This is a genomic window from Polaromonas sp. P4_F4 (assembly GCF_056401355.1).
In genome coordinates this window covers 25,548-44,778 of the sequence record NZ_JBFUJO010000016.1, presented here as the reverse complement: position 1 = coordinate 44,778, position 19,231 = coordinate 25,548, and the positions used below count along the sequence as shown (strand labels likewise).

The window sequence follows — 19,231 nt, the reverse complement described above, 5'->3', positions numbered from 1 at the left end:
AGGGATTGCATCATGGGTAGCCCGCATTATCAGTGATTCCATTTCCGTGCCGGGCGGGCGAATCTGCGAGGCGCTCTGCTATGCTTTGCACGCTTCAGGCCGGTCAGTTTTGCTGGCAAATGCGGGCCTGGCTAATTGCATGAAGGTAATCATTGGCAAGCTTGTCCGTCACAGTCATCACCAAAAACGAGGCACATAACATGGAGGCCTGCCTGCGCTCGGTAATGTTTGCTGACCAGGTGGTGGTACTGGACTCCGGCAGCACCGATGACACCATCGCAATTGCCCGTGCCATGGGTGCGGAGGTCGTGAGCAGCACTGACTGGCAGGGTTTTGGCATCCAGAAAAACCGGGCACTGGCCCTCGCCAGGTGTGATTGGGTCCTGTCGCTGGATGCCGATGAGCGTGTAACGCCGGAGTTGCAGGCTGAAATCCAGGCCATCCTGAAAGCTCCGTCGTTCGATGTTTATGCATTGCCCCGGCTGTCAAGCTACTGTGGGCAATACATGCGCCATTCGGGCTGGTACCCCGACCGTGTCACACGCCTGTTTCGCCGGCAGGCGGCGCAGTTTTCGGAGGACCTGGTTCACGAGCGGGTCGTAACCTCCAGCCAGATCGGGCAACTGCGTTCTCCGATGCTCCACGAGAGCTTCAGGAACTTCGAGGCGGTTCTCGACAAGGCCAACCGCTATTCAACCGCCGGCGCCCTGAGCCTGTTCAGCAAAGGCAAGCAGGCCTCGCTGGGCAAGGCGCTCGGGCATGGGCTGTGGGCCTTTGTCAGGACCTACTTCTTACGATGCGGCTTCCTGGATGGCCGGATGGGGCTGGTCCTGGCCATCTCCAACGCGGAGGGCACTTACTACAGGTATTTGAAGCTCTGGCTGCTGCAGCGTGATGGCGGCGCAGCACCTCCCTCGCAATGAAGATCAGTTTTATCGTCCTGACCTACAACCGGACGGATGCCCTGCTGCCTGTGCTGCGTTCCCTGTCCGAACAATGCGATGAGCGGCATGAGGTGTTGATCGCCGATGATGGCTCGCGGCCGGAGCAGGTGGCGATGCTCCATGAGCACTTGCCGGTTTTCAAATGTCCGGTCCGCCACGTCTGGCATCCCGATGTCGGTTTTACCGCCGCACGGGCCCGCAATCTCGCGGCCCGCCATGCGACAGGGGATTACCTGGTGTTCCTGGACGGTGACTGTGTGCCGAATAAGGCCTTCGTGGCGCAGCACGTCCGCCTTGCCGAGGCGGGTTGCTTTGTGAATGGCAGCCGGGTGCTGCTGAGCCCGGGCCTTACTGCCCAAGTGGTCGATGGCACAATAGATTTGCCGAGTTGTCCGCCTGCTTTCTGGTGGCGCGCGCGTCTGCGGAAGGACTGCAACAAACTGTTGCACCTCGTCGTCTGGCCGTGGCGCTTATTCAGGGTAAAACAAGGCTTTCAGTGGCGCGGCATCCGAAGCTGCAACTTCGGCGTGTGGCAGCGTGATTTCGCCAGTATCAATGGGTTTGATGAGTCGTTTCAAGGCTGGGGCCATGAAGACGCGGACCTGGTTCTGCGGCTCACTCACTTGGGTATTCAAAGAAAAAACGGGTTTATGGCGACAGAAGTTTTTCACCTTTGGCATCGCGAAAACAAGCGCGACCAGGAGTCCGTCAACAAAAACAGGGTATTGCAACGCATGAAAACGGACTTGATCCTGGCTGAAAAAGGGCTACGCGACATTGACCCTGAATCGCCCGTCAAAATAACCCAACTCCATTGATCAACATTCTTCTATGAGCATCCCATCATCATTGAGCCGTCGTACTGTCATGAGTTTGCTGGCGGCGGGCTTGTCGCCGGCATTTGCACAGTTCCGCGTGGAGGTGTCAGGCGTGGGCCTGACTCAATTACCGATTGCCATCGCCTCTTTTCGGGGCGAGGCGCAGGCGCCGCAGAAAATTGGCAGCATTGTCAAGGCCGATCTTGAGCGCAGCGGCATGTTCCGCCCGGTCGACACGACAGGCATCGTGGCGGACGAAAACACGCGGCCAGACCTCGCAAACTGGCGGCAAAAGGGCGCGGACGCGATGGTGACGGGAAGCGTCTCGCCCCTTGCCGACGGCCGATTTGATGTCCGGCTTCGGCTGTGGGATATCGTGCGGGGCCAGGACCTCGGGGGGCAGAGCTATACCGTGGCCCAGGCTGATTTGCGTCTGTCCGCGCACCGGATCTCCGATTTTGTCTACGAAAAACTCACGGGTGAAAAAGGCATCTTCTCGACGCGAATTGCCTATGTCACCAAAACGGCCCAACGCTACAACCTCTGGGTTGCCGATTCGGATGGCGAAGGAGCCCAGTCTGCCCTCACCAGCCCCGAGCCGGTGATCTCGCCTTCATGGTCGCCCAACGGTTCGCAGCTGGCTTATGTTTCCTTCGAATCCCGCAAGCCCGTGATCTATTCGCATGATGTCGCCACCGGAAAGCGGCGCCTGCTGGCCAATTTCAGGGGCTCCAACAGTGCACCAGCCTGGTCACCCGACGGCAAGCAACTGGTTGCCACGCTGAGCCGGGACGGCGGCTCGCAGATCTACGCCATTGGCCTGAGTGGCGGCGACCCCAAGCGCTTAACCCAGTCATCCAGCATTGATACCGAGCCGGCTTATTCGCCCGACGGGCGGTATATTTATTTCGTCAGCGACCGCGGCGGCGCACCACAGATCTACCGCATGAGTCCCGGCGGCGGAAATCCGGAGCGCGTGACGTTCACGGGCAGTTACAACATCTCCCCGGCGATCAGCCCTGATGGGCGTTGGCTGGCTTATGTTTCGAGGGTCGGAGGCGCCTTCAAGCTGCACGTGATGGAACTTGCCAGCGGAACGACCACTCCCATTACCGACACCACGGCCGATGAAAGCCCGAGTTTCGCGCCCAATAGCCGCCTGATTGTGTATGCGACCCAGCAGCAGGGCCGGGAAGCACTGATGACCACGACGCTGGACGGCAAGATCAAGGCCAGGTTATCCGGCGCCGGCGGTGACATCCGTGAGCCCGACTGGGGACCTTTCCAGCGGTGACAGGCACAAATTTTTTTGAATCATCTTTTTTTGTTTTTTTGTAGAGGTACTCCATGAAGCTGAAGCGCGTTCTCTTTTCCATCTTCTCCTCCCTGGCTCTTGCTGCCACGCTGGTGGCCTGCGGCTCCAATGTCAAGCTCAGTGATGTTCCGGTGGAAGACAGGACAGCCAGTGCCAAACCGTCTGGTGATGCGGGTGCCTCCGCCAGCAGGGGAGTCGCACCGGTGCAAATTGGCGGAACGGATGTGTCGGGCGCGGGGCCTGCCAATACGGCTAGAATTATTTACTTTGATTTCGACAGCTACGTGATCAAACCCGAATTTCAGGGGGTTGTTGAGGCCCATGCACGCTATCTGACGGCCAACAAGGCCCGCAAGATGGCCATCGAAGGACACACCGACGAGCGCGGTGGCCGCGAATACAACCTGGCACTGGGGCAGCGACGCTCTGAAGCGGTGCGTCGCGCGCTGGGACTGCTGGGCGTCGCAGATGCCCAGGTGGAGGCCGTGAGCTTTGGCAAGGAAAAACCTGTCGCCATGGGCTCGGACGAAGAATCCATGGCCAAGAATCGCCGCGCCGAGATCAACTACCGCTAAGCCGGCATCACTATTGTGATCATGTTCAGATTTGCCGCGGCTGCTGCTGCCTGCCTGCTGGCCTTCAATGCGCAGGCCGCTCTTTTCGAAGACGATGAGGCGCGCAGGGCCATCCTGGATTTGCGGCAAAAAGTCGACGCTTCGCAGCAACGCACGGCTGACGACCTGCGCAGGGCCAATGACGACAATGCCCAGCTGCGCCGCAGCCTGCTTGAGCTTTCCAACCAGATCGAGGCCCTGCGCAACGAGATGGCCGGCATGCGCGGACAGAACGAGAGGCTGACCCGTGACCTTGCCGATATTCAGCGCAACCAGAAGGACATTACGCAGGGCGTTGACGAGCGGCTGCGAAAGTTTGAGCCCACCAAGATCGCTGTGGACGGCAAGGAGTTTGTGGCGGAGCCGGCTGAAAAGCAGGAGTTCGAGGCGGCGCTTGCTACCTTGCGCAAAGGTGACTTTGCTGCCGCTCAAGCCAGTTTTGTGGCCTTCATGAAGCGCTACCCGCAAAGTGGCTACAGCTCATCTTCGCTGTTCTGGCTGGGCAATGCCCAGTACGCCCTGCGCAACTATCGCGACGCGGTGGCCAACTTCCGCACCCTGGTGACGCTCGAACCCGGTCACATGCGTGCGCCGGAAGCGCTGTTGTCGATGGCCAATTGCCAAGTGGAACTCAAGGACGTCAAGTCTGCCCGCAAAACGCTGGAAGACCTCGTAAAGACCTATCCACAATCTGAAGCGGCCTCGGTCGCCAAAGAGCGTCTGGCCCGGCTCAAGTAGCCCTGAGTTGCCTCAAGCTGCCCCGAGCAGCTCCACGGACGGAGATCCGGCGGTTTTTCATTCCCACTTAAAATTCGGGAATGGATATTTCCGGATCAGCCGCGCTCAACACCCTCACCACCCAGGTTCTTTGGTCTGGTTTTCTCCTCTCGATGGTTTTTGGCGCCATTGCGCAGCGTACCCATTTTTGCACCATGGGCGCTGTCAGCGACATCGTGAACATGGGGGACTGGACGCGCATGCGCATGTGGGGCATGGCGATCGGGGTCGCCATGATTGGCTTTTTCGGCATGGCGGCCGCAGGCCTCATTGATCCGGCCAAAACGCTGTACGCATCCAACCGCTTCATCTGGCTCTCTGCGCTCGTCGGTGGTGCCATGTTCGGTTTTGGCATGGCACTGTCTTCCGGATGCGGCAGCAAGACGCTGGTGCGGATCGGTGGCGGCAGTCTCAAATCACTGGTGGTTTTTGCCGTGATGGGCATCGCCGCATTTGCCACGCTCAAAGGCATTACCGCTGTAGTTCGCGTGGCCACGCTGGACCGGGTGGCCGTCGAGTTCACGGCCAACGCTTCGGCACCCAGTTGGATGGCCAGTGCGATCGGTGTGGCGCCTGCTACAGCCGGTCTCGGGCTGGCCCTGCTGATTGGCGTGAGCCTGATTGTCTGGGCCTTGTGCGGCGCGGATTTTCGCCGCCTCGACCCGCTGTTGGGCGGTCTGGGCATCGGTGCCGTCATCGCCGGCATGTGGTGGGTCAGTGGCAGCCTGGGTTATGTAGCCGAACATCCCGAAACCCTGCAGGAGGCTTTTATCGCCACCAACTCCGGCAGGGCGGAAGCCATGAGCTTTGTTTCGCCAGTGGCTTACACGCTGGACTGGTTCATGTTTTTCAGCGACAAAAGCAAGGTCCTCACGCTGGGCATTGTGTCGGTGTTCGGTGTCGTGGCGGGCTCTGCCGTGTATTCGCTGTTCTCACGCAACTTCCGCTGGGAAGGTTTCCGTGATGTGCAGGACACCGCCAACCATCTCGCAGGCGCCGCATTGATGGGGGTGGGCGGCGTGTGTGCCATGGGCTGCACAGTCGGGCAGGGCCTGTCGGGAATCTCCACCCTGAGCGCCACCAGTTTTGTCGCACTCGCTGCCATATTGGCCGGCTGCGCAGCCGGATTGAAGTACCAGATCTGGCAGCTTGAGCGTTCCCTGTAAACCCAATCCCCAACAGCACCATGACGACATCCGGCGCAGAGCTGTTTCCGCCCGACCTGGAGCGACGCTTCGGCGGTCTCGCGCGGCTGTACGGCGCGGCGGGCGCCCGGCGCATTCGTGAAGCGCATATTGTGGTGGTGGGCGTGGGCGGGGTGGGCTCGTGGGCCGCTGAAGCTGCTGCCCGCAGCGGTGTGGCCCGCATCACCCTGATTGATTTTGACCACATTGCCGAATCCAACATCAACCGCCAGGTGCACGCGCTCGACAACACACTGGGGCAGGCCAAAGTGCAGGCAATGCGCGAGCGCATCGCCTCCATCCATCCGGCTTGCCGGGTGGACTGCATTGAGGAGTTTGTCGATGAAGGCAATTGGCCCGGCCTCCTTGCGCTGGACAGCGGATTTGACGGCAAGCAGCTGGCCGTTATCGACGCATGTGATCAGGTGAGGGCCAAAACGGCCATGGCCGCATGGGCCATCAGGAACCGGATCACCCTGATCAGCGTGGGCGCCGCAGGCGGCAAGCGGCTCGCCCACCGTGTCGACATTGAAGACCTGTCGCTGGTCACACACGACCCCTTGCTGGCGCAGTTGCGCTACCGCCTGCGCAAGCAGCATGGTGCATCCCGTCAGGGAAAGATCGGCGTGGCCTGCGTTTTCAGTCGTGAGCCGGTGCTGCAGCCTGCAGCCGTGAGCGCGTTGAATGAACAGGAAAACAGCGAGGCAGAAGCGCTGGCGCCACAATGCGAGGCACCCGCGCAGAGCGATGGCAGCCTCAATTGCCACGGTTATGGATCAGTCGTCAGCGTCACATCCACCTTCGGATTTTGCGCGACCGGTTGGGTACTTGGCAAAATTGCTGAGTAGTTTGCAAAGAGCTAAAAAATGACGCTATAATTTGAGGCTGTTCTGCACTAAACGCAGTACGACCCGGGAGAAATCCTTGGGGCCTTAGCTCAGTTGGTAGAGCAGCGGACTTTTAATCCGTTTGTCGTGGGTTCGACCCCCGCAGGCCCCACCAAATACGCCTTACAGGCACTAAAAAGCCCGCTACTGAAAAGATAGCGGGCTTTTTTTATTCATGCTCTGGTGACGGTCTGGCGACACTATTTCTCGCTTGAGTGAACATGTCACCTGGCTTCAGTGCCTGGATGCACAATTCGAATTTACAGCTGCTCCCTGCAATCAAATTTCCACGAACTGATCGCCTTGCGCCTTAAGTTTCTTATGTGGAGCGCTGTTCACAAGTACAACAAGTACAGCTCGTTGAAAGAAACACCGGGCTAAAAAAAAAGCGCAGGACTGTGATGCCGCTCCGGACTGCCTTTTTTGGAGTATGGGTAAAAACACACTCCAATTATTTACATAGTCTTTTTGGCTAATGCGGCCTAGTGTCTATCCGGTATTCATGCGGTATTCGCGATCGACACAGCGAACTGCCTGGGTACAAAAAATCACGTCAGCATCCAGGAGAAATCATGTCTGATATTCCTCATCCTCATCCTCATCTGCTCTCTCGCGAATGGATGGAATTGCACCCAACGTTTGTGTTGCTTGTCAAAAGAATTGGCGTGCCGTTTGGCATAGGAATGCTGCTCGCACTTGCAGCCTTGTTCGTGACCAGGCTTGAGTTGGAGCTGAATGCACCACTGAAATTTGGCGGCGCGACCCTGGAGCATACGGCTCTGTCAGTGCTATCCGTCAATCCAGACTACTTGCCTGATCAGTTTTATCGGCAGCAAAAAGAAGCCCCGGCTTCAGAATTGCCGCCCCAGTTTTAGAGGTTCGCGAGCGGCAAAGCGCCAATGGCTCAGGCCCGCAGGACTGTTTGGGCCGGTGGCTTCGCTCCAGACCATTCCGTATTCACGCATTCCTCTTGCGAGGAGGATGAAAAGCAGTCAAATTTCCCCCAAAGGCGGTGATCTTGTCGCCCGGTGGCGCCTTGCGTGAAATGGGATTTTTAACTATAACTAATGGCGGCCAGTCCGCATTTGCACTTCGCCCGGGTAGACGCCATTCAATCGTGAACTACGCCTTGATCCGAGCCTTGCCATCATTTGCTTGATGAGGAGGTTGAAATGACACGCAAATATATTGATTGCCGGGAATTTCCCAGCACCATGAATTGCACGGTGGCACTGGCTGCCGATTCTGACAAGGAGTTGCTGGAGGCCGCGGTACAGCATGCGGTCGCCATCCATCAGCACCAGGATACGCCGGAATTACGCTCGCAGCTTCAGCAATTGTTCAAGGTCGGCACGCCGCCTGTCGAGGCTCCAGCCAAGTAGACCCCTGGATCAGCTTTGCCTGTCCGCCTGGATGGGGGCAGGCGATGCAATCTGCCTTGCCGAAATACGGCGCCCGTACTCCTCGGGCGAGGCGCACGGCATGTGCGGGAAGCGCTTATGCGCTGCTCGAATCGATGCGTATGGCGTCGGGGCACTACCGGGGCAGCGAGTTACGCCTGAACCCATTGCTTTCGGGTGCGCGTAGCGCTGGGTGGGCGCGGTGGCGGCAAAAGCCCTGCGGTCTGGGCCACCCGCACGCAGTCGCGGATGTGCTCCTCGCCAAAATAGCGGATGGCTGCATAGCCTATCACGGCCGAGAAGGCCTGACCCGCCAGGGGGACGAACCTGGCGGCCTGCTTGCTCGTCAGCCTCACACCCAGGCTGCTCGCAGCCTTGATCACCAGATCACGGCTGATGAATTTTCCGATCAGTACCGAACCCACCATGGCAACTGCTTTCTGGACCTGCTCCCGCTTGCTGGGGTTGAGTTGGTCCAGTTGCGCGGGTGTCAGGCCAAACTCCGCGTTAATCTCCGGAATCAGTCGTGAAAGCAGGGCGGCATCGACGGCCCAGTCGAGACCAGGAACGGGCACTGCGCTGGCGACCGCGGCGACCATGGCACGCCGATTCAGCAGCTGGCGGCTGCGCTTGATGGCAGCCTCCAGTGCTGCATCATTGGGTGCCTTGTTCAGTACGGTAGCAGCAGGCATTTCAGGACCCTTTTTTCAAGCGCGTGAAAAGTCGATGGGCGCTGGATGAAGCTACTTTACACCGTGGCAGTTTCAATCTGCTCGGTCAGTTCCAGCCAGCGTTCCTCGAGCGTGCCGATTTCGTTGTCAATGGCCTTGAGGCGTTTGCCGGCCTGGGCGATTTCCGCCGGCGCGGTGATAGTGGTCAGTGCGGTTTGCAGGCTGTCACGCTCGGTGTTCAGGGACTGCATCCGGCTGTCTATCTTTTCCAATTCCTTGCGCAGGGGTTTGGTGGCGTCGGATTGCTGCTGGCGGCGCTGGGCATCATCCTTTTTATGAGGCGGTTTTTTGGCATCAGAGCCGGCTTTGAGCCCACTGGAATTTGGGCTGTTTGCCATGGTTTTTGCGGCGCTGGCCGTAACCGCTGCTGCAACCCCATTGGTGGTCGACTTTTTGGCTTCTTCGCGCTGCCGCTTGGCTTCATCGAGCAGGTAGCGCTGGTAGTCGTCGAGGTCACCGTCAAACGGGGCAACGCCGCCGTGCGAGACCATCCAGAACTCGTCACAGACGGCGCGCAGCAGTGCCCGGTCATGGCTGACCAGCATGACGGTGCCCTCAAACTCATTGAGCGCCATCGACAACGCCTCGCGCGTGGCCAGGTCCAGGTGGTTGGTAGGTTCATCGAGCAGCAGCAGGTTGGGGCGCTGCCAGACGATCATGCACAGCACCAGGCGGGCTTTCTCGCCGCCACTCATGCTGCCCACGGCCTGCTTGACCATGTCGCCACCAAAATTGAACATGCCGAGGAAGCTGCGCAGGTCCTGCTCGCGGGTTTGCTGCCCGCTGATTTTCCCGGCTGCGGTGACCTCTTTGACGAGGCGAATCATGTGCTCCAGTGGCGTGTCGGCCGGACGCAGCACGTCCAGCTCCTGTTGTGCAAAATAGCCGATGTTCAGGCCCTTGCCTTCGGTCATCTCGCCGCTGATCGGCGCCAGCGCCCGTGCTATGGTTTTGACCACGGTCGATTTGCCCTGACCGTTGGCGCCCAGGATGCCGATGCGCTGGCCGGCCAGCACTGATTTGCTGACGTTTTGCACGATGACGGTGGGCGGCGTGCCATCGGGCGCGTCTTCGGGCGGCGGGTAGCCAAAGTAGGCGTTCTGCATCGACAGCATGGGATTGGGCAGGTTGGCCGGCTCCTTGAACTCGAAGGTGAAGTCGGCTTCGGCCAGCAGGGGGGCGATTTTCTCCATGCGGTCCAGCGCCTTGACCCGGCTTTGTGCCTGTTTGGCCTTGCTGGCCTTGGCCTTGAAGCGGGCAATGAACTTCTGCAGGTGGGCGATCTTGTCCTGCTGCTTCGCAAAAGCGGTCTGCTGCAAGGCCATCTGTTCCGAACGCAGGTCTTCAAACTTGCTGTAGTTGCCGCCGTAGCGTGTGAGTTTGGCGTTTTCAATGTGCACCGTGACGTCGGTTACCGCATCCAGAAACTCCCGGTCATGGCTGATGACCAGCATGGTGCCCTGGTAGCGCTTGAGCCAGGCCTCCAGCCAGACCAGCGCATCCAGATCCAGGTGGTTGGTCGGTTCGTCCAGCAGCAGCAGGTCGGAGGGGCACATCAGTGCGCGCGCCAGCTGCAGGCGCATGCGCCAGCCGCCCGAGAAGCTGTTGACCGGGTTGTCGAGCTCGCTGACCTTGAACCCCAGGCCCAGAATCAGTGCTTGTGCGCGTGCCTGGGCATCATGGGCGCCAGCGTCGTACAGATCCATATAGGCGTGGGCCATGCGGTCGCCGTCACCGCTGGCCTCGGAGGCGTCCACTTCAGCCTGCGCGGCCAGCAGGACCACATCACCTTCGACGACATAGCTGGTGGCGCTTTGCTCGGTCTCGGGCATGTCCTGCGCGACCTGGGACATGCGCCACTGTGCGGGGATGGAATATTCGCCGCCATCTTCGTGCAGCGTGCCATTGAGCATGGCAAACAGCGAGGATTTGCCCGCGCCATTGCGCCCCACCAGGCCGATTTTCTCGCCAGGGTTGAGGCTGACAGATGCGTTGTCAAGAATCACTTTGGCGCCACGACGCAGCACCACATTTTTTAGGGTAATCATTTAAAACACTGACTCAAGATCAATCACGATCAGGAAAATTATTGGGGGGCGCATTGCGCCTCCATCGATCCAGGCACAAATTCCGGGCCAGCGCTTCAGGCCAACTGTTCGCGTGTGAGAAGCATCACCTGATCACTCCCGGCGCTGGTTTCAAACCAGAGCGGTTCAAGGTGAGGGAAAGCGCGTTCAAAATTCCCGCGCTCGTTGCCGATTTCCAGCACCAAGACGGCATTTTCGCTCATATGGCGAGCCGCGTTCAGAAAAAGGCTTCGAATGAAGTCCATCCCATCGGCGCCGCCGGCCAGCGCCAGCCCGGGTTCGGCCCGGAATTCAGCGGGCAAGGCGGCCATGCTGGCGGCATTGACGTAGGGTGGATTGCACAAAACCAGGTCATAAGGACCGAGACAGGCGGTCAGGCCATCGGATTCGATCAGCGTGATCCGCTGCTGCAGATGATGCCGCTCCACATTGATGCGAGCCACGGCCAGCGCGTCCAGGCTGATGTCGGCGGCATCGACCGTGACGTCGGGATAGGTCATGGCTGCGAGGACGGCCAGGCTGCCGTTGCCGGTGCACAAATCCAGCACGCGGCGGGTGTTCTCGCCCAGCCAGGGGTCGATGCTGGCGTCGACCAGCAACTCGGCAATGAGGGAGCGCGGAATGATCACGCGCTCGTCGACGTAAAAGGGCAAGCCCATCAGCCAGGCTTCGTGGGTGAGGTAGGCAGCGGGTTTGCGGGTGCTGATGCGTGCTTCAAAAAGCATGGCTACCTGCTCAATATCTGCAGAGGCCACCGGGCTATTTTCCACCGAATCGAGGTCGTCCAGCGGCAGGCCCAGCTTCCACAGCACCAGCCAGGCGGCTTCGTCAAAGGCATTGGTCGTGCCTTGCCCAAAGCCGTTGGAAAAGCTCAGCCCCGCGGCTTCCAGCCTGGCGGCCATTTGCTCGATCAGCGCCAGCACCGTAACAGGCATCGCAGAACTCATGGCGCGGACGCCGAGGACGCCAAATCAGCCACACCATCAACTACGTCCGCCACACTTGCCGTGCCTGCCACGCCAGCCAGCCGCTCCAGGACGCCCTTGTAGATGTTCTTGAGGGGGTCGAGCGAGCTCACGTCCACACATTCGTTGATTTTGTGGATGGATGCGTTGAGCGGGCCAAATTCGATGACCTGCGGGCAGACTTTGGCAATGAACCGGCCGTCGCTGGTACCACCTGTCGTGGACAACTCGGTGTCCAGGCCCGTCTCGGTGCGGATCGCGCCGCGTACCGCATTGACCAGTTCACCGGGTGTCGTCAGAAAAGGCAGGCCGCCCACTGTCCATTTCAGGTCGTAGTCGAGTCCGTGCCGGTCCAGAACCGCTTGCAGGCGATGTTGCAGGCTCTCGGGCGTGGACTCCGTGCAGAACCGGAAGTTGAAATCCACCACCAGCTCGCCCGGAATCACATTTGACGCGCCGGTGCCGCCATGCACGTTGGACACCTGCCAGCTGGTGGCCGGAAAAAATGCATTGCCCTGGTCCCACTCGGTGGCCACCAGCTCTGCCAGGGCCGGGGCAAACAGGTGAATTGGGTTCTTGGCCAGATGCGGGTAAGCGATATGGCCCTGCACCCCCTTGATGGTCAGCTTGCCGCTCATGGTGCCACGCCGGCCGTTTTTGATCATGTCACCGAGATGGCTGACCGATGTCGGCTCACCCACAATGCAGTAGTCCAATATTTCGCCGCGCGCCTTCAGTTGTTCGCAAACCACCACGGTTCCGTCGGTGGCCGGACCTTCTTCGTCGCTGGTGAGCAGGAAGGCAATTGACAGCCCGGGCTGCGGGTGAGCCGCCAGAAATTCCTCGACCGCAACAACCATGGCGGCAATCGAGGTCTTCATGTCGGCGGCGCCGCGGCCGTACAGCCGGCCGTCGCGGTGGCTGGGCGTGAACGGGTGGCTATGCCATTGCTCCAGCGGACCGGTGGGCACCACGTCGGTGTGGCCCGCGAAAACCAGTGTCTTGACGGGCGTCGTATGGGCCTCAACCTGATCTGCTACTGATTTTGGAGCTGACTGCCCGCGGTTCTGCTGGGCCAAAGGGCTAAACCCTTCGCGCTTTGCCCACAGGTTGACAACCCGGAAGCTGTCGGGGCCGCTGTCCATGCGCTCACACACAAAGCCCAGCGCACCAAGCCTGGCGGCAAGGAGGTCGATGCAGCCCTCGTCGAGCGGTGTTACGGACGGCCGGGAAATCAGTTGTTCGGTGAGTCGAAGGGTAGCTGACATAGAAAAGCTTGACGGGGCCGTGCTCAAAGCGAACCGAAGCCCGTGGTGCCGTATTTCGAGCCGTGGTGAACGTCCAGGGTAATCTCGGTGAACGAGGCCTCATCATCCGGCTCTTCCTCGGCTTCCTTCGCCGCCTTGTCCTTGGCTGCTCCGGCAAAGTCGTTCTCAAGGCGCCACATCAGGTTGGTCGGCGAGTCCGCATGCAGGATGCCTTCCTTGCGCGTGACGGTGCCTTCCACGATCATCCGGGCGATGTCCTGTTCAAAGGTCTGCGAGCCCTCGGCCATGGATTTTTCCATGGCCTCCTTGACCCCGGAGAAGTCGCCTTTTTCGATCAGTTCGGCGACCAGCTTGGTGTTGAGCATGACTTCCACCGCCGGCGTGCGGGCGCCGTCCTGTGTGCGCAGCAGGCGCTGCGACACAATGGCCTTGAGCGCCGCGGCCAGGTCGCCCAGCATGGTCGGGCGCACTTCCACCGGGTAAAAGCTCAGGATGCGGTTCAGCGCCTGGTAGCTGTTGTTGGCGTGCATCGTAGCCAGGCACAAATGGCCCGACTGCGCATAGGCAATGGCGGCCGACATGGTTTCGCGGTCGCGGATTTCGCCGATCAGGATCACATCAGGCGCCTGGCGCAGCGCATTTTTTAGCGCCACCTGCAGGGATTGGGTGTCACTGCCCACCTCGCGCTGGTTGACCACCGATTTCTTGTTGGTGAACAGGAATTCGACCGGATCTTCAATGGTGAGGATGTGGCCCAGCGTGGTTTCGTTGCGGTGGTCCATCATGGCCGCCAGCGTGGTGCTCTTGCCTGCGCCGGTGGAGCCCACCATCAGCAGCAGGCCCCGTTTTTCCATGATCAGGCTGGACAGGATGGCCGGCACGTTCAGGGTGTCCAGCGCAGGGATTTCATTCGGAATGAAGCGAATCACCGCCGCATAGGTGCTGCGCTGCCGGAAACCGCTGATGCGGAAATTGCCCAGCCCGGCAATCGGCAGCGCCATGTTGAGCTCGCCCATTTCCTCGAGCTCTTCGATCCGTTCGGGCGGCAGCACTTCGGCCAGCAGGTTGCGCGGCGCGTCGGGCGGCAGGATCTGGGCATTGATGGGAATGGCCTGGCCATTGATCTTGATGAGGGCGGGCGAATGAGCCGACAGGTAAACATCCGAGGCTTTTTTATCCGCCATCAAACGAAGGATCCTCTCCATCGTGCTCATTGTCCGGCCTTCAGTCATGATCAATTTATCCTTTCAGGTGTCAGCAAATCAATCGCGCAGCAGGTCGTTCAGGCTGGTCGTGGCGCGCGTCTTGGCATCCACCCGCTTGACGATCACGGCGCAGTACAGGCTGTACTTGCCGCCGGCCTTCGGCAGGTTGCCCGACACCACGACGGAGCCGGCCGGAATGCGGCCGTAGGTGACGGTGTCCGCTTCACGGTCGTAAATCGGCGTGCTCTGGCCGATGTACACGCCCATGGAGATTACCGAGTTTTCTTCAACAATCACGCCTTCGACCACTTCGGAGCGAGCGCCGATAAAGCAGTTGTCTTCAATGATGGTCGGGTTGGCCTGCAAGGGCTCCAGCACGCCGCCCAGCCCCACGCCGCCGGAAAGGTGCACATTGTTGCCGACTTGCGCGCAGCTGCCCACGGTGGCCCAGGTGTCGACCATGGTGCCTTCGCCGACCCAGGCGCCGATGTTCACATAGCTGGGCATCAAAATCGCGCCCTTGGCAATGTAGCTGCCGCGGCGAGCCACGGCAGGGGGAACCACGCGCACGCCGGTGGCGCGCATTTCTTCCTCACTCAGATGCGCAAACTTGGTCTGCACCTTGTCAAAAAAGCCTAGTTCACCGGCGCGCATGAGCTGGTTGTCCTTGAGGCGAAAGCTCAACAGCACGGCTTTTTTGATCCACTGGTGCGTCGTCCACTGGCCCACGCCTTCGCGCGTGGCGACGCGCAGCTTGCCGCTGTTGAGTTGGGCAATGGTGTGCTCAACCGCTTCCAGCACTTCTTTGGGGGCTGATTTGGGCGACAGGTTGGCGCGATCTTCCCAGGCCGCGTCGATTGTGTTCTGGAGGGTGCTTTGCAGGTTGTCTTGAGTCATGGAGTGAGTCTTCGTTAAGTTTTTCAGCGAGCTTTGGATTGAATGAATTGAACGATACGCTCCGCCGCTTCCACGCATTCGGCGGTTTCCGCCACCAGTGCCATGCGGATTCTGCCGGCGCCGGGGTTATGGCCTTGGGCATCGCGCGCCAGGTAACTGCCCGGCAACACCACCACATTGTAAAGAGCGAGCAGCTCGCGCGAGAATTCGGTGTCCGAGCCCCCAAATATTTCAGGTATGCCAGCCCACAGGTAGAAACCGGCATCGGGCAGGGCCACTTCCATCACCGAGGCCAGCAGTGGCGTCACTCGGGCAAACTTTTCGCGGTACAGGGCGCGGTTGTCCACCACATGCTGCTCGTCGTTCCAGGCTGCAATGCTGGCGGCCTGTACCACCGGGCTCATGGCACTGCCGTGGTAGGTGCGGTAGAGCAAAAAGGGTTTGATCAGCGCCGCATCGCCCGCCACAAAACCGCTGCGCAGGCCCGGCACGTTGCTGCGCTTGGACAGGCTGGTCAGCGAGATCAGGTTTTGGAAGTCATGCCGGCCCAATTGCGCCGCGGCCTGCAGCCCGCCCAGCGGCGCCCCTCCAGCGTCGCCTTCGCGGAAGTAGATTTCGCTGTAGCACTCGTCCGAGGCGATCACAAAGCCGTACCGGTCGCTCAGCTTGAACAGCAGCTCCCACTCCGTCAGCGACATCACCGCGCCGGTAGGGTTGCCGGGCGAGCAGACAAACACCAACTGGGTTTTGGCCCACACGGCCTCGGGCACACCCGCCCAGTCCACCGCAAAGTTCCGTGCCGGGTCGCTGGGCGCAAACCAGGTCTGCGCTCCGCCCAGCAGCGCGGCGCCTTCGTAGATTTGGTAGAAAGGGTTGGGGCAAACCACGGTGGCGCCCGGTTTGCTGGCGTCCAGCACCGTCTGCGCCAGTGAAAAAAGCGCCTCCCGCGAACCGTTGACCGGCAGGATTTGCGTGGCCGGGTCAATCGTCAGGCTATAGCGGCGGGCCAGCCAGTCGCTCATGGCCTGGCGCAATTTGGGCTCACCCAGGGTGCCGGGGTAGCTCGCCAGGCCACTCAGGCTGGCCGTCAGGGCATCCTTGATGAGTTGCGGCGTCGCATGCCGGGGTTCGCCAATGCCCAGGCTGATGGGCCGGTAGGCCGGGTTGGGGGTGACGCCGGCGTGCAGTTGGCGCAGACGTTCAAAAGGGTAGGGCTGGAGGCGGGAAAGCAGGGGATTCATAGCGCAGATTATCCAGCCTTGGCGCTGGGTTGGCTGGGCGGCGTCGCGCCCGCAGGTACGCCATGGTGGGCGCACCGGAAAAAAGAGCCTTGCAAAGCAAAACCATCACAGTAGTTGCTTCTTCACGGCAGGGCGGGTCGCCATAAGTTCGCCGGCGTTTAGGCCTCAACCCGGCAGGCTGCAGCGAAGCGCATGCGATTCGGGTTGGACTCCCCTGACGTAACGGACACAGCGCCCGATTCGAGCTGCGGGCGAGTAGCGAGTAGCGAGTAGCGAGTAGTTTTCCTTTTGTTGGACTATCCGGGTCAACGACTCTTTTTGATGGCGAGTGCGGCTTCGTTCACCAGCTCCGGGCCCTTGTAGATGAGCCCGGTGTAAATCTGCACGACGTCAGCACCCGCCTTGATTTTGGAGACGGCATCCCGTCCGCTCATCACGCCGCCCACGCCAATGATGGGAAAGCCTGCGCCGAGCGTGGCGCGCAGCTGCTGGATGACGCGGTTGCTGGCTTCGAGCACTGGCGCGCCGCTCAGCCCGCCGGCTTCTTCGGCATGGCGCAGGCCCTTGACAGCGTCGCGGCTCAAGGTGGTGTTGGTCGCAACCACGCCGTCCATGGCGTGGCGCTTCAGCGTGGCGGCGATCACGTCGACTTGGGCTTCGTCAAGGTCGGGTGCGATCTTCACAAAAATCGGCACGCGTTTGCCGTGTTGTCTGGCGAGTGATTCGCGGCGTTCGGCAATCCGGCCCAGCAGCGCGTCGAGGGCTTCGTCGCTTTGCAGCGCGCGCAGGTTTTTGGTGTTGGGACTGGAGATGTTGACGGTGACATAGTCGGCATGGGGGTACACGCCGTCCAGGCACACCAGGTAGTCGTCCACCGCGTTTTCAATCGGCGTGGCGGCATTTTTGCCGATGTTCAGGCCGAGAACCAGCGGGTTGGGCGTGTTCTGCCTGCGAACGCGGGACTGCTGCACGTTGGCCAGGAAGGCGTCCAGCCCTTCGTTGTTAAAGCCCAGGCGATTGATCAGCGCATTGGCCTCCGGCAGGCGGAACATGCGGGGCTTGGGGTTGCCGGGCTGGCCCTTGGGCGTGACGGTGCCGACTTCGACAAAGCCAAACCCCATGGCCGCCAGGCCGTCGATGCAGCGGGCATTCTTGTCCAGCCCGGCCGCCAGGCCCACGCGGTTGGAGAATTTCAGGCCGGCCAGCTCGATTGGGTCGTTCACGCGGCTGGAGCACCACGCCAATGACAGCGGCGTGCCCTGGGTGCGTGCCAGCGAGGCCATGGTCAACTCGTGGGCCGTTTCAGGGTCTAGCCCAAATAAAAAGGGACGGGCCAGGGCGTAGGGGAGCAGGGACATTGGATAATTCGACTTGATTTGAAGCAGCTTGCTGTGGATAGCCCGGGCAGGGCCCGGACATCGGCTCCGATTGTCGCAAAAACCAACTTCCCACCTTTACAGACCCAACATGACTCAAGACGAACTCAAAGCCCTGGTTGGCCAGGCCGCCCTGCATTACGTGGAACCTGGCAGCATTGTCGGCGTGGGCACGGGCTCCACCGTCAACAAATTCATTGATGCACTGGCAACGATGAAGGACCGCATTGCCGGGGCGGTTTCCAGCTCGGTGGCGTCTACCGAACGCCTGCAGGCCATTGGCATCAAGGTTTTTGACGCCACCGAAGTGGATGAGCTGGCGGTGTACATCGATGGCGCCGACGAGATCGACCACGCGGGCTACATGATCAAGGGCGGTGGCGCGGCGCTCACGCGCGAAAAAATTGTGGCGGCGCAGTCACGCAAATTTGTCTGCATTGCCGACGAGTCCAAGCTGGTCCAGACGCTGGGCGGCTTTCCCTTGCCGGTGGAGGTGATCCCCATGGCTGCCAGGCGCATTGCACGTCAGTTTGCTGCGCTGGGTGGCACGGCGACCTTGCGGTCTAAAGGTGGAGCGGAGGGCGGGGAGCCGCTGGTGACCGACAACGGCCAGCATATTCTGGATGTGACCGGCCTGAAGATCACCGACCCCCTGGGGTTTGAGTCCCAGGTCAACCAGTGGCCAGGGGTCGTGACGGTGGGGGTGTTTGCCTTCCAGAAGGCTCATGTGTGCCTGCTGGGGGCGTCGGACGGTGTCAGGACCCTGGCGTTTTAACCGCGGTTTTTGGCCCGAGGTGACGGGCCAGCCTGCTTAAAACTTGATGCCGGCCGGGTTTTCATTGGAAGGTGGCGGCGCGGGGCGGGCAGCGGTGGTGGGTGGGACGGGAGTCGGACGGGCCGTGGCGCTATCACCAGTCGCTGCTGCAGGGGCCGTGATAGCGGTCACGAGCGGCGTAGCTGCCGGGGGGCGGTAACTTGAAGGCAATACCGACGATGCCGGGTAGCCGGCAGCGTTGAGGAACTGGGTCCATTCGCTATCAGAAAATCCCTTGAGCTGCTGGCTTCCGATCGTCAGGAAGGGCAGCGACGTATCGCCGCTCAAACGCTGAAGTGCTTTGCCGTCTTCAGTCGTATTGACCGTTTTTTCGGTAAACGGGATACCGCGGCTGGTCAGCAGGGATCGACCTGCACCGCAAGGCCCGCAGTTGTCGCCGACGTACAAGGTAACAGGGTATTTGGTGGCAACCTGCCTCAACTCGAAGGGCAGGCCCGTCGGAGCGGCGCTTCCACCCGGACTGGTGTTGGCGCCGCTGACTTTGGCGTTGCTGGAGGCGGGCGGTGGCTGGTCGGAAAAGGTCACTTTGCCGTCAGGCCCCACGATCCGGTACACCTGCTGGGCTTGCGACAGCGGTGAAACAAGACTGCCCGCGGCGAATGCCAGGGCCAGGAGAGCGTTGGGCATCAAGGATTTAGCAGCATTGAGTCTCATGGTTTTCCAGTCGGTCACAAGTACAAATTTTCA

19 protein-coding genes and 1 tRNA gene are annotated in these 19,231 nt (G+C 60.6%); 11 read left to right on the top strand and 9 right to left on the bottom strand.

Going from position 1 to position 19,231, the window contains the following annotated elements:
* Nucleotides 1–152: 152 nt before the first annotated feature.
* The 10 genes from AC1DUR_RS16775 to AC1DUR_RS16730 all read left to right on the top strand — a co-directional run bounded on the left by AC1DUR_RS16775 (nucleotide 153) and on the right by AC1DUR_RS16730 (nucleotide 7,921).
* The gene (locus AC1DUR_RS16775; RefSeq protein WP_477717269.1) at nucleotides 153–923 is read left to right on the top strand and encodes a glycosyltransferase family 2 protein; all 771 of its coding nucleotides are present in this window, start codon (nucleotides 153–155) and stop codon (nucleotides 921–923) included.
* Nucleotides 920–1,762: a glycosyltransferase gene (locus AC1DUR_RS16770; protein WP_477717268.1), complete on the top strand. Its 843-nt coding sequence runs from the start codon at nucleotides 920–922 to the stop codon at nucleotides 1,760–1,762. The genes AC1DUR_RS16775 and AC1DUR_RS16770 overlap by 4 nt, the downstream gene beginning before the upstream one ends.
* Before the next feature lie 13 nt (nucleotides 1,763–1,775).
* Nucleotides 1,776–3,056 (top strand): Tol-Pal system beta propeller repeat protein TolB, encoded by a 1,281-nt coding sequence (tolB, locus tag AC1DUR_RS16765; protein ID WP_477717267.1) that lies wholly within the window; start codon nucleotides 1,776–1,778, stop codon nucleotides 3,054–3,056.
* A 53-nt stretch (nucleotides 3,057–3,109) separates the two neighbouring features.
* Nucleotides 3,110–3,652 (top strand): peptidoglycan-associated lipoprotein Pal, encoded by a 543-nt coding sequence (gene pal, locus AC1DUR_RS16760; protein WP_477717266.1) that lies wholly within the window; start codon nucleotides 3,110–3,112, stop codon nucleotides 3,650–3,652.
* A gap of 21 nt (nucleotides 3,653–3,673) precedes the next feature.
* Nucleotides 3,674–4,429, top strand: a complete 756-nt coding sequence (gene ybgF / locus AC1DUR_RS16755; RefSeq protein ID WP_477717265.1) for a tol-pal system protein YbgF — start codon at nucleotides 3,674–3,676, stop codon at nucleotides 4,427–4,429.
* An 80-nt stretch (nucleotides 4,430–4,509) separates the two neighbouring features.
* Nucleotides 4,510–5,634 (top strand): YeeE/YedE family protein, encoded by a 1,125-nt coding sequence (locus AC1DUR_RS16750; RefSeq protein ID WP_477717264.1) that lies wholly within the window; start codon nucleotides 4,510–4,512, stop codon nucleotides 5,632–5,634.
* Nucleotides 5,635–5,654: 20 nt separating this feature from the next.
* Complete coding sequence (locus tag AC1DUR_RS16745) at nucleotides 5,655–6,500, top strand: tRNA threonylcarbamoyladenosine dehydratase (protein ID WP_477717263.1); 846 nt, start codon at nucleotides 5,655–5,657, stop codon at nucleotides 6,498–6,500.
* A gap of 78 nt (nucleotides 6,501–6,578) precedes the next feature.
* Nucleotides 6,579–6,654, top strand: a tRNA-Lys gene (locus AC1DUR_RS16740).
* A 457-nt stretch (nucleotides 6,655–7,111) separates the two neighbouring features.
* The gene (locus tag AC1DUR_RS16735) at nucleotides 7,112–7,414 is read left to right on the top strand and encodes a hypothetical protein (protein ID WP_477717262.1); all 303 of its coding nucleotides are present in this window, start codon (nucleotides 7,112–7,114) and stop codon (nucleotides 7,412–7,414) included.
* A gap of 297 nt (nucleotides 7,415–7,711) precedes the next feature.
* Complete coding sequence (locus tag AC1DUR_RS16730) at nucleotides 7,712–7,921, top strand: DUF1059 domain-containing protein (RefSeq protein WP_477717261.1); 210 nt, start codon at nucleotides 7,712–7,714, stop codon at nucleotides 7,919–7,921.
* Nucleotides 7,922–8,091: 170 nt separating this feature from the next.
* On the opposite strand, the gene AC1DUR_RS16725 is transcribed toward AC1DUR_RS16730, so the two are convergent.
* From AC1DUR_RS16725 to AC1DUR_RS16690, 8 genes are all read right to left on the bottom strand, one after another.
* A complete protein-coding gene (locus tag AC1DUR_RS16725; RefSeq protein ID WP_477717260.1) occupies nucleotides 8,092–8,631 on the bottom strand; it encodes a hypothetical protein in 540 nt (179 codons plus the stop codon).
* Nucleotides 8,632–8,687: 56 nt separating this feature from the next.
* Nucleotides 8,688–10,718: an ABC-F family ATP-binding cassette domain-containing protein gene (locus AC1DUR_RS16720; protein ID WP_477717259.1), complete on the bottom strand. Its 2,031-nt coding sequence runs from the start codon at nucleotides 10,716–10,718 to the stop codon at nucleotides 8,688–8,690.
* A gap of 95 nt (nucleotides 10,719–10,813) precedes the next feature.
* A complete protein-coding gene (gene prmB, locus AC1DUR_RS16715; RefSeq protein WP_477717258.1) occupies nucleotides 10,814–11,704 on the bottom strand; it encodes a 50S ribosomal protein L3 N(5)-glutamine methyltransferase in 891 nt (296 codons plus the stop codon).
* Entirely contained in the window at nucleotides 11,701–12,990 is a 1,290-nt protein-coding gene (dapE, locus tag AC1DUR_RS16710; RefSeq protein WP_477717257.1) for a succinyl-diaminopimelate desuccinylase, read from the bottom strand. Before dapE ends, prmB begins: the two co-directional genes overlap by 4 nt.
* Before the next feature lie 23 nt (nucleotides 12,991–13,013).
* Nucleotides 13,014–14,204: a PilT/PilU family type 4a pilus ATPase gene (locus AC1DUR_RS16705; RefSeq protein ID WP_477717521.1), complete on the bottom strand. Its 1,191-nt coding sequence runs from the start codon at nucleotides 14,202–14,204 to the stop codon at nucleotides 13,014–13,016.
* A 48-nt stretch (nucleotides 14,205–14,252) separates the two neighbouring features.
* A complete protein-coding gene (gene dapD, locus AC1DUR_RS16700) occupies nucleotides 14,253–15,092 on the bottom strand; it encodes a 2,3,4,5-tetrahydropyridine-2,6-dicarboxylate N-succinyltransferase (RefSeq protein ID WP_477717256.1) in 840 nt (279 codons plus the stop codon).
* 23 nt (nucleotides 15,093–15,115) lie between these two features.
* Nucleotides 15,116–16,333 carry a succinyldiaminopimelate transaminase gene (dapC, locus tag AC1DUR_RS16695; protein WP_477717255.1) on the bottom strand — a complete coding sequence of 406 codons (1,218 nt, stop codon included), beginning with the start codon at nucleotides 16,331–16,333 and terminating at the stop codon, nucleotides 15,116–15,118.
* A gap of 305 nt (nucleotides 16,334–16,638) precedes the next feature.
* Nucleotides 16,639–17,691, bottom strand: coding sequence for a quinone-dependent dihydroorotate dehydrogenase (locus AC1DUR_RS16690; RefSeq protein WP_477717254.1), 1,053 nt, complete (start codon nucleotides 17,689–17,691; stop codon nucleotides 16,639–16,641).
* 109 nt (nucleotides 17,692–17,800) lie between these two features.
* Between AC1DUR_RS16690 and rpiA the strand changes: the two genes are divergently transcribed.
* Nucleotides 17,801–18,484, top strand: a complete 684-nt coding sequence (gene rpiA / locus AC1DUR_RS16685) for a ribose-5-phosphate isomerase RpiA (RefSeq protein ID WP_477717253.1) — start codon at nucleotides 17,801–17,803, stop codon at nucleotides 18,482–18,484.
* Nucleotides 18,485–18,520: 36 nt separating this feature from the next.
* On the opposite strand, the gene AC1DUR_RS16680 is transcribed toward rpiA, so the two are convergent.
* Nucleotides 18,521–19,171 carry a glutaredoxin family protein gene (locus AC1DUR_RS16680; RefSeq protein ID WP_477717252.1) on the bottom strand — a complete coding sequence of 217 codons (651 nt, stop codon included), beginning with the start codon at nucleotides 19,169–19,171 and terminating at the stop codon, nucleotides 18,521–18,523.
* Nucleotides 19,172–19,231: the final 60 nt, after the last annotated feature.

Bases quoted from the DNA above. Each gene is read 5' to 3' on its own strand.
- rpiA (WP_477717253.1), top strand. From the start codon at position 17,801: ATGACTCAAGACGAACTCAAAGCCCTGGTTGGCCAGGCCGCCCTGCAT.
- dapC (WP_477717255.1), bottom strand. From the start codon at position 16,333: ATGAATCCCCTGCTTTCCCGCCTCCAGCCCTACCCTTTTGAACGTCTG.
- prmB (WP_477717258.1), bottom strand. From the start codon at position 11,704: ATGAGTTCTGCGATGCCTGTTACGGTGCTGGCGCTGATCGAGCAAATG.
- AC1DUR_RS16730 (WP_477717261.1), top strand. From the start codon at position 7,712: ATGACACGCAAATATATTGATTGCCGGGAATTTCCCAGCACCATGAAT.
- AC1DUR_RS16720 (WP_477717259.1), bottom strand. From the start codon at position 10,718: ATGATTACCCTAAAAAATGTGGTGCTGCGTCGTGGCGCCAAAGTGATT.
- dapE (WP_477717257.1), bottom strand. From the start codon at position 12,990: ATGTCAGCTACCCTTCGACTCACCGAACAACTGATTTCCCGGCCGTCC.
- AC1DUR_RS16705 (WP_477717521.1), bottom strand. From the start codon at position 14,204: ATGAGCACGATGGAGAGGATCCTTCGTTTGATGGCGGATAAAAAAGCC.
- AC1DUR_RS16690 (WP_477717254.1), bottom strand. From the start codon at position 17,691: ATGTCCCTGCTCCCCTACGCCCTGGCCCGTCCCTTTTTATTTGGGCTA.
- AC1DUR_RS16725 (WP_477717260.1), bottom strand. From the start codon at position 8,631: ATGCCTGCTGCTACCGTACTGAACAAGGCACCCAATGATGCAGCACTG.
- AC1DUR_RS16735 (WP_477717262.1), top strand. From the start codon at position 7,112: ATGTCTGATATTCCTCATCCTCATCCTCATCTGCTCTCTCGCGAATGG.
- ybgF (WP_477717265.1), top strand. From the start codon at position 3,674: ATGTTCAGATTTGCCGCGGCTGCTGCTGCCTGCCTGCTGGCCTTCAAT.
- AC1DUR_RS16745 (WP_477717263.1), top strand. From the start codon at position 5,655: ATGACGACATCCGGCGCAGAGCTGTTTCCGCCCGACCTGGAGCGACGC.
- AC1DUR_RS16770 (WP_477717268.1), top strand. From the start codon at position 920: ATGAAGATCAGTTTTATCGTCCTGACCTACAACCGGACGGATGCCCTG.
- AC1DUR_RS16750 (WP_477717264.1), top strand. From the start codon at position 4,510: ATGGATATTTCCGGATCAGCCGCGCTCAACACCCTCACCACCCAGGTT.
- pal (WP_477717266.1), top strand. From the start codon at position 3,110: ATGAAGCTGAAGCGCGTTCTCTTTTCCATCTTCTCCTCCCTGGCTCTT.
- AC1DUR_RS16680 (WP_477717252.1), bottom strand. From the start codon at position 19,171: ATGCCCAACGCTCTCCTGGCCCTGGCATTCGCCGCGGGCAGTCTTGTT.
- dapD (WP_477717256.1), bottom strand. From the start codon at position 15,092: ATGACTCAAGACAACCTGCAAAGCACCCTCCAGAACACAATCGACGCG.
- tolB (WP_477717267.1), top strand. From the start codon at position 1,776: ATGAGCATCCCATCATCATTGAGCCGTCGTACTGTCATGAGTTTGCTG.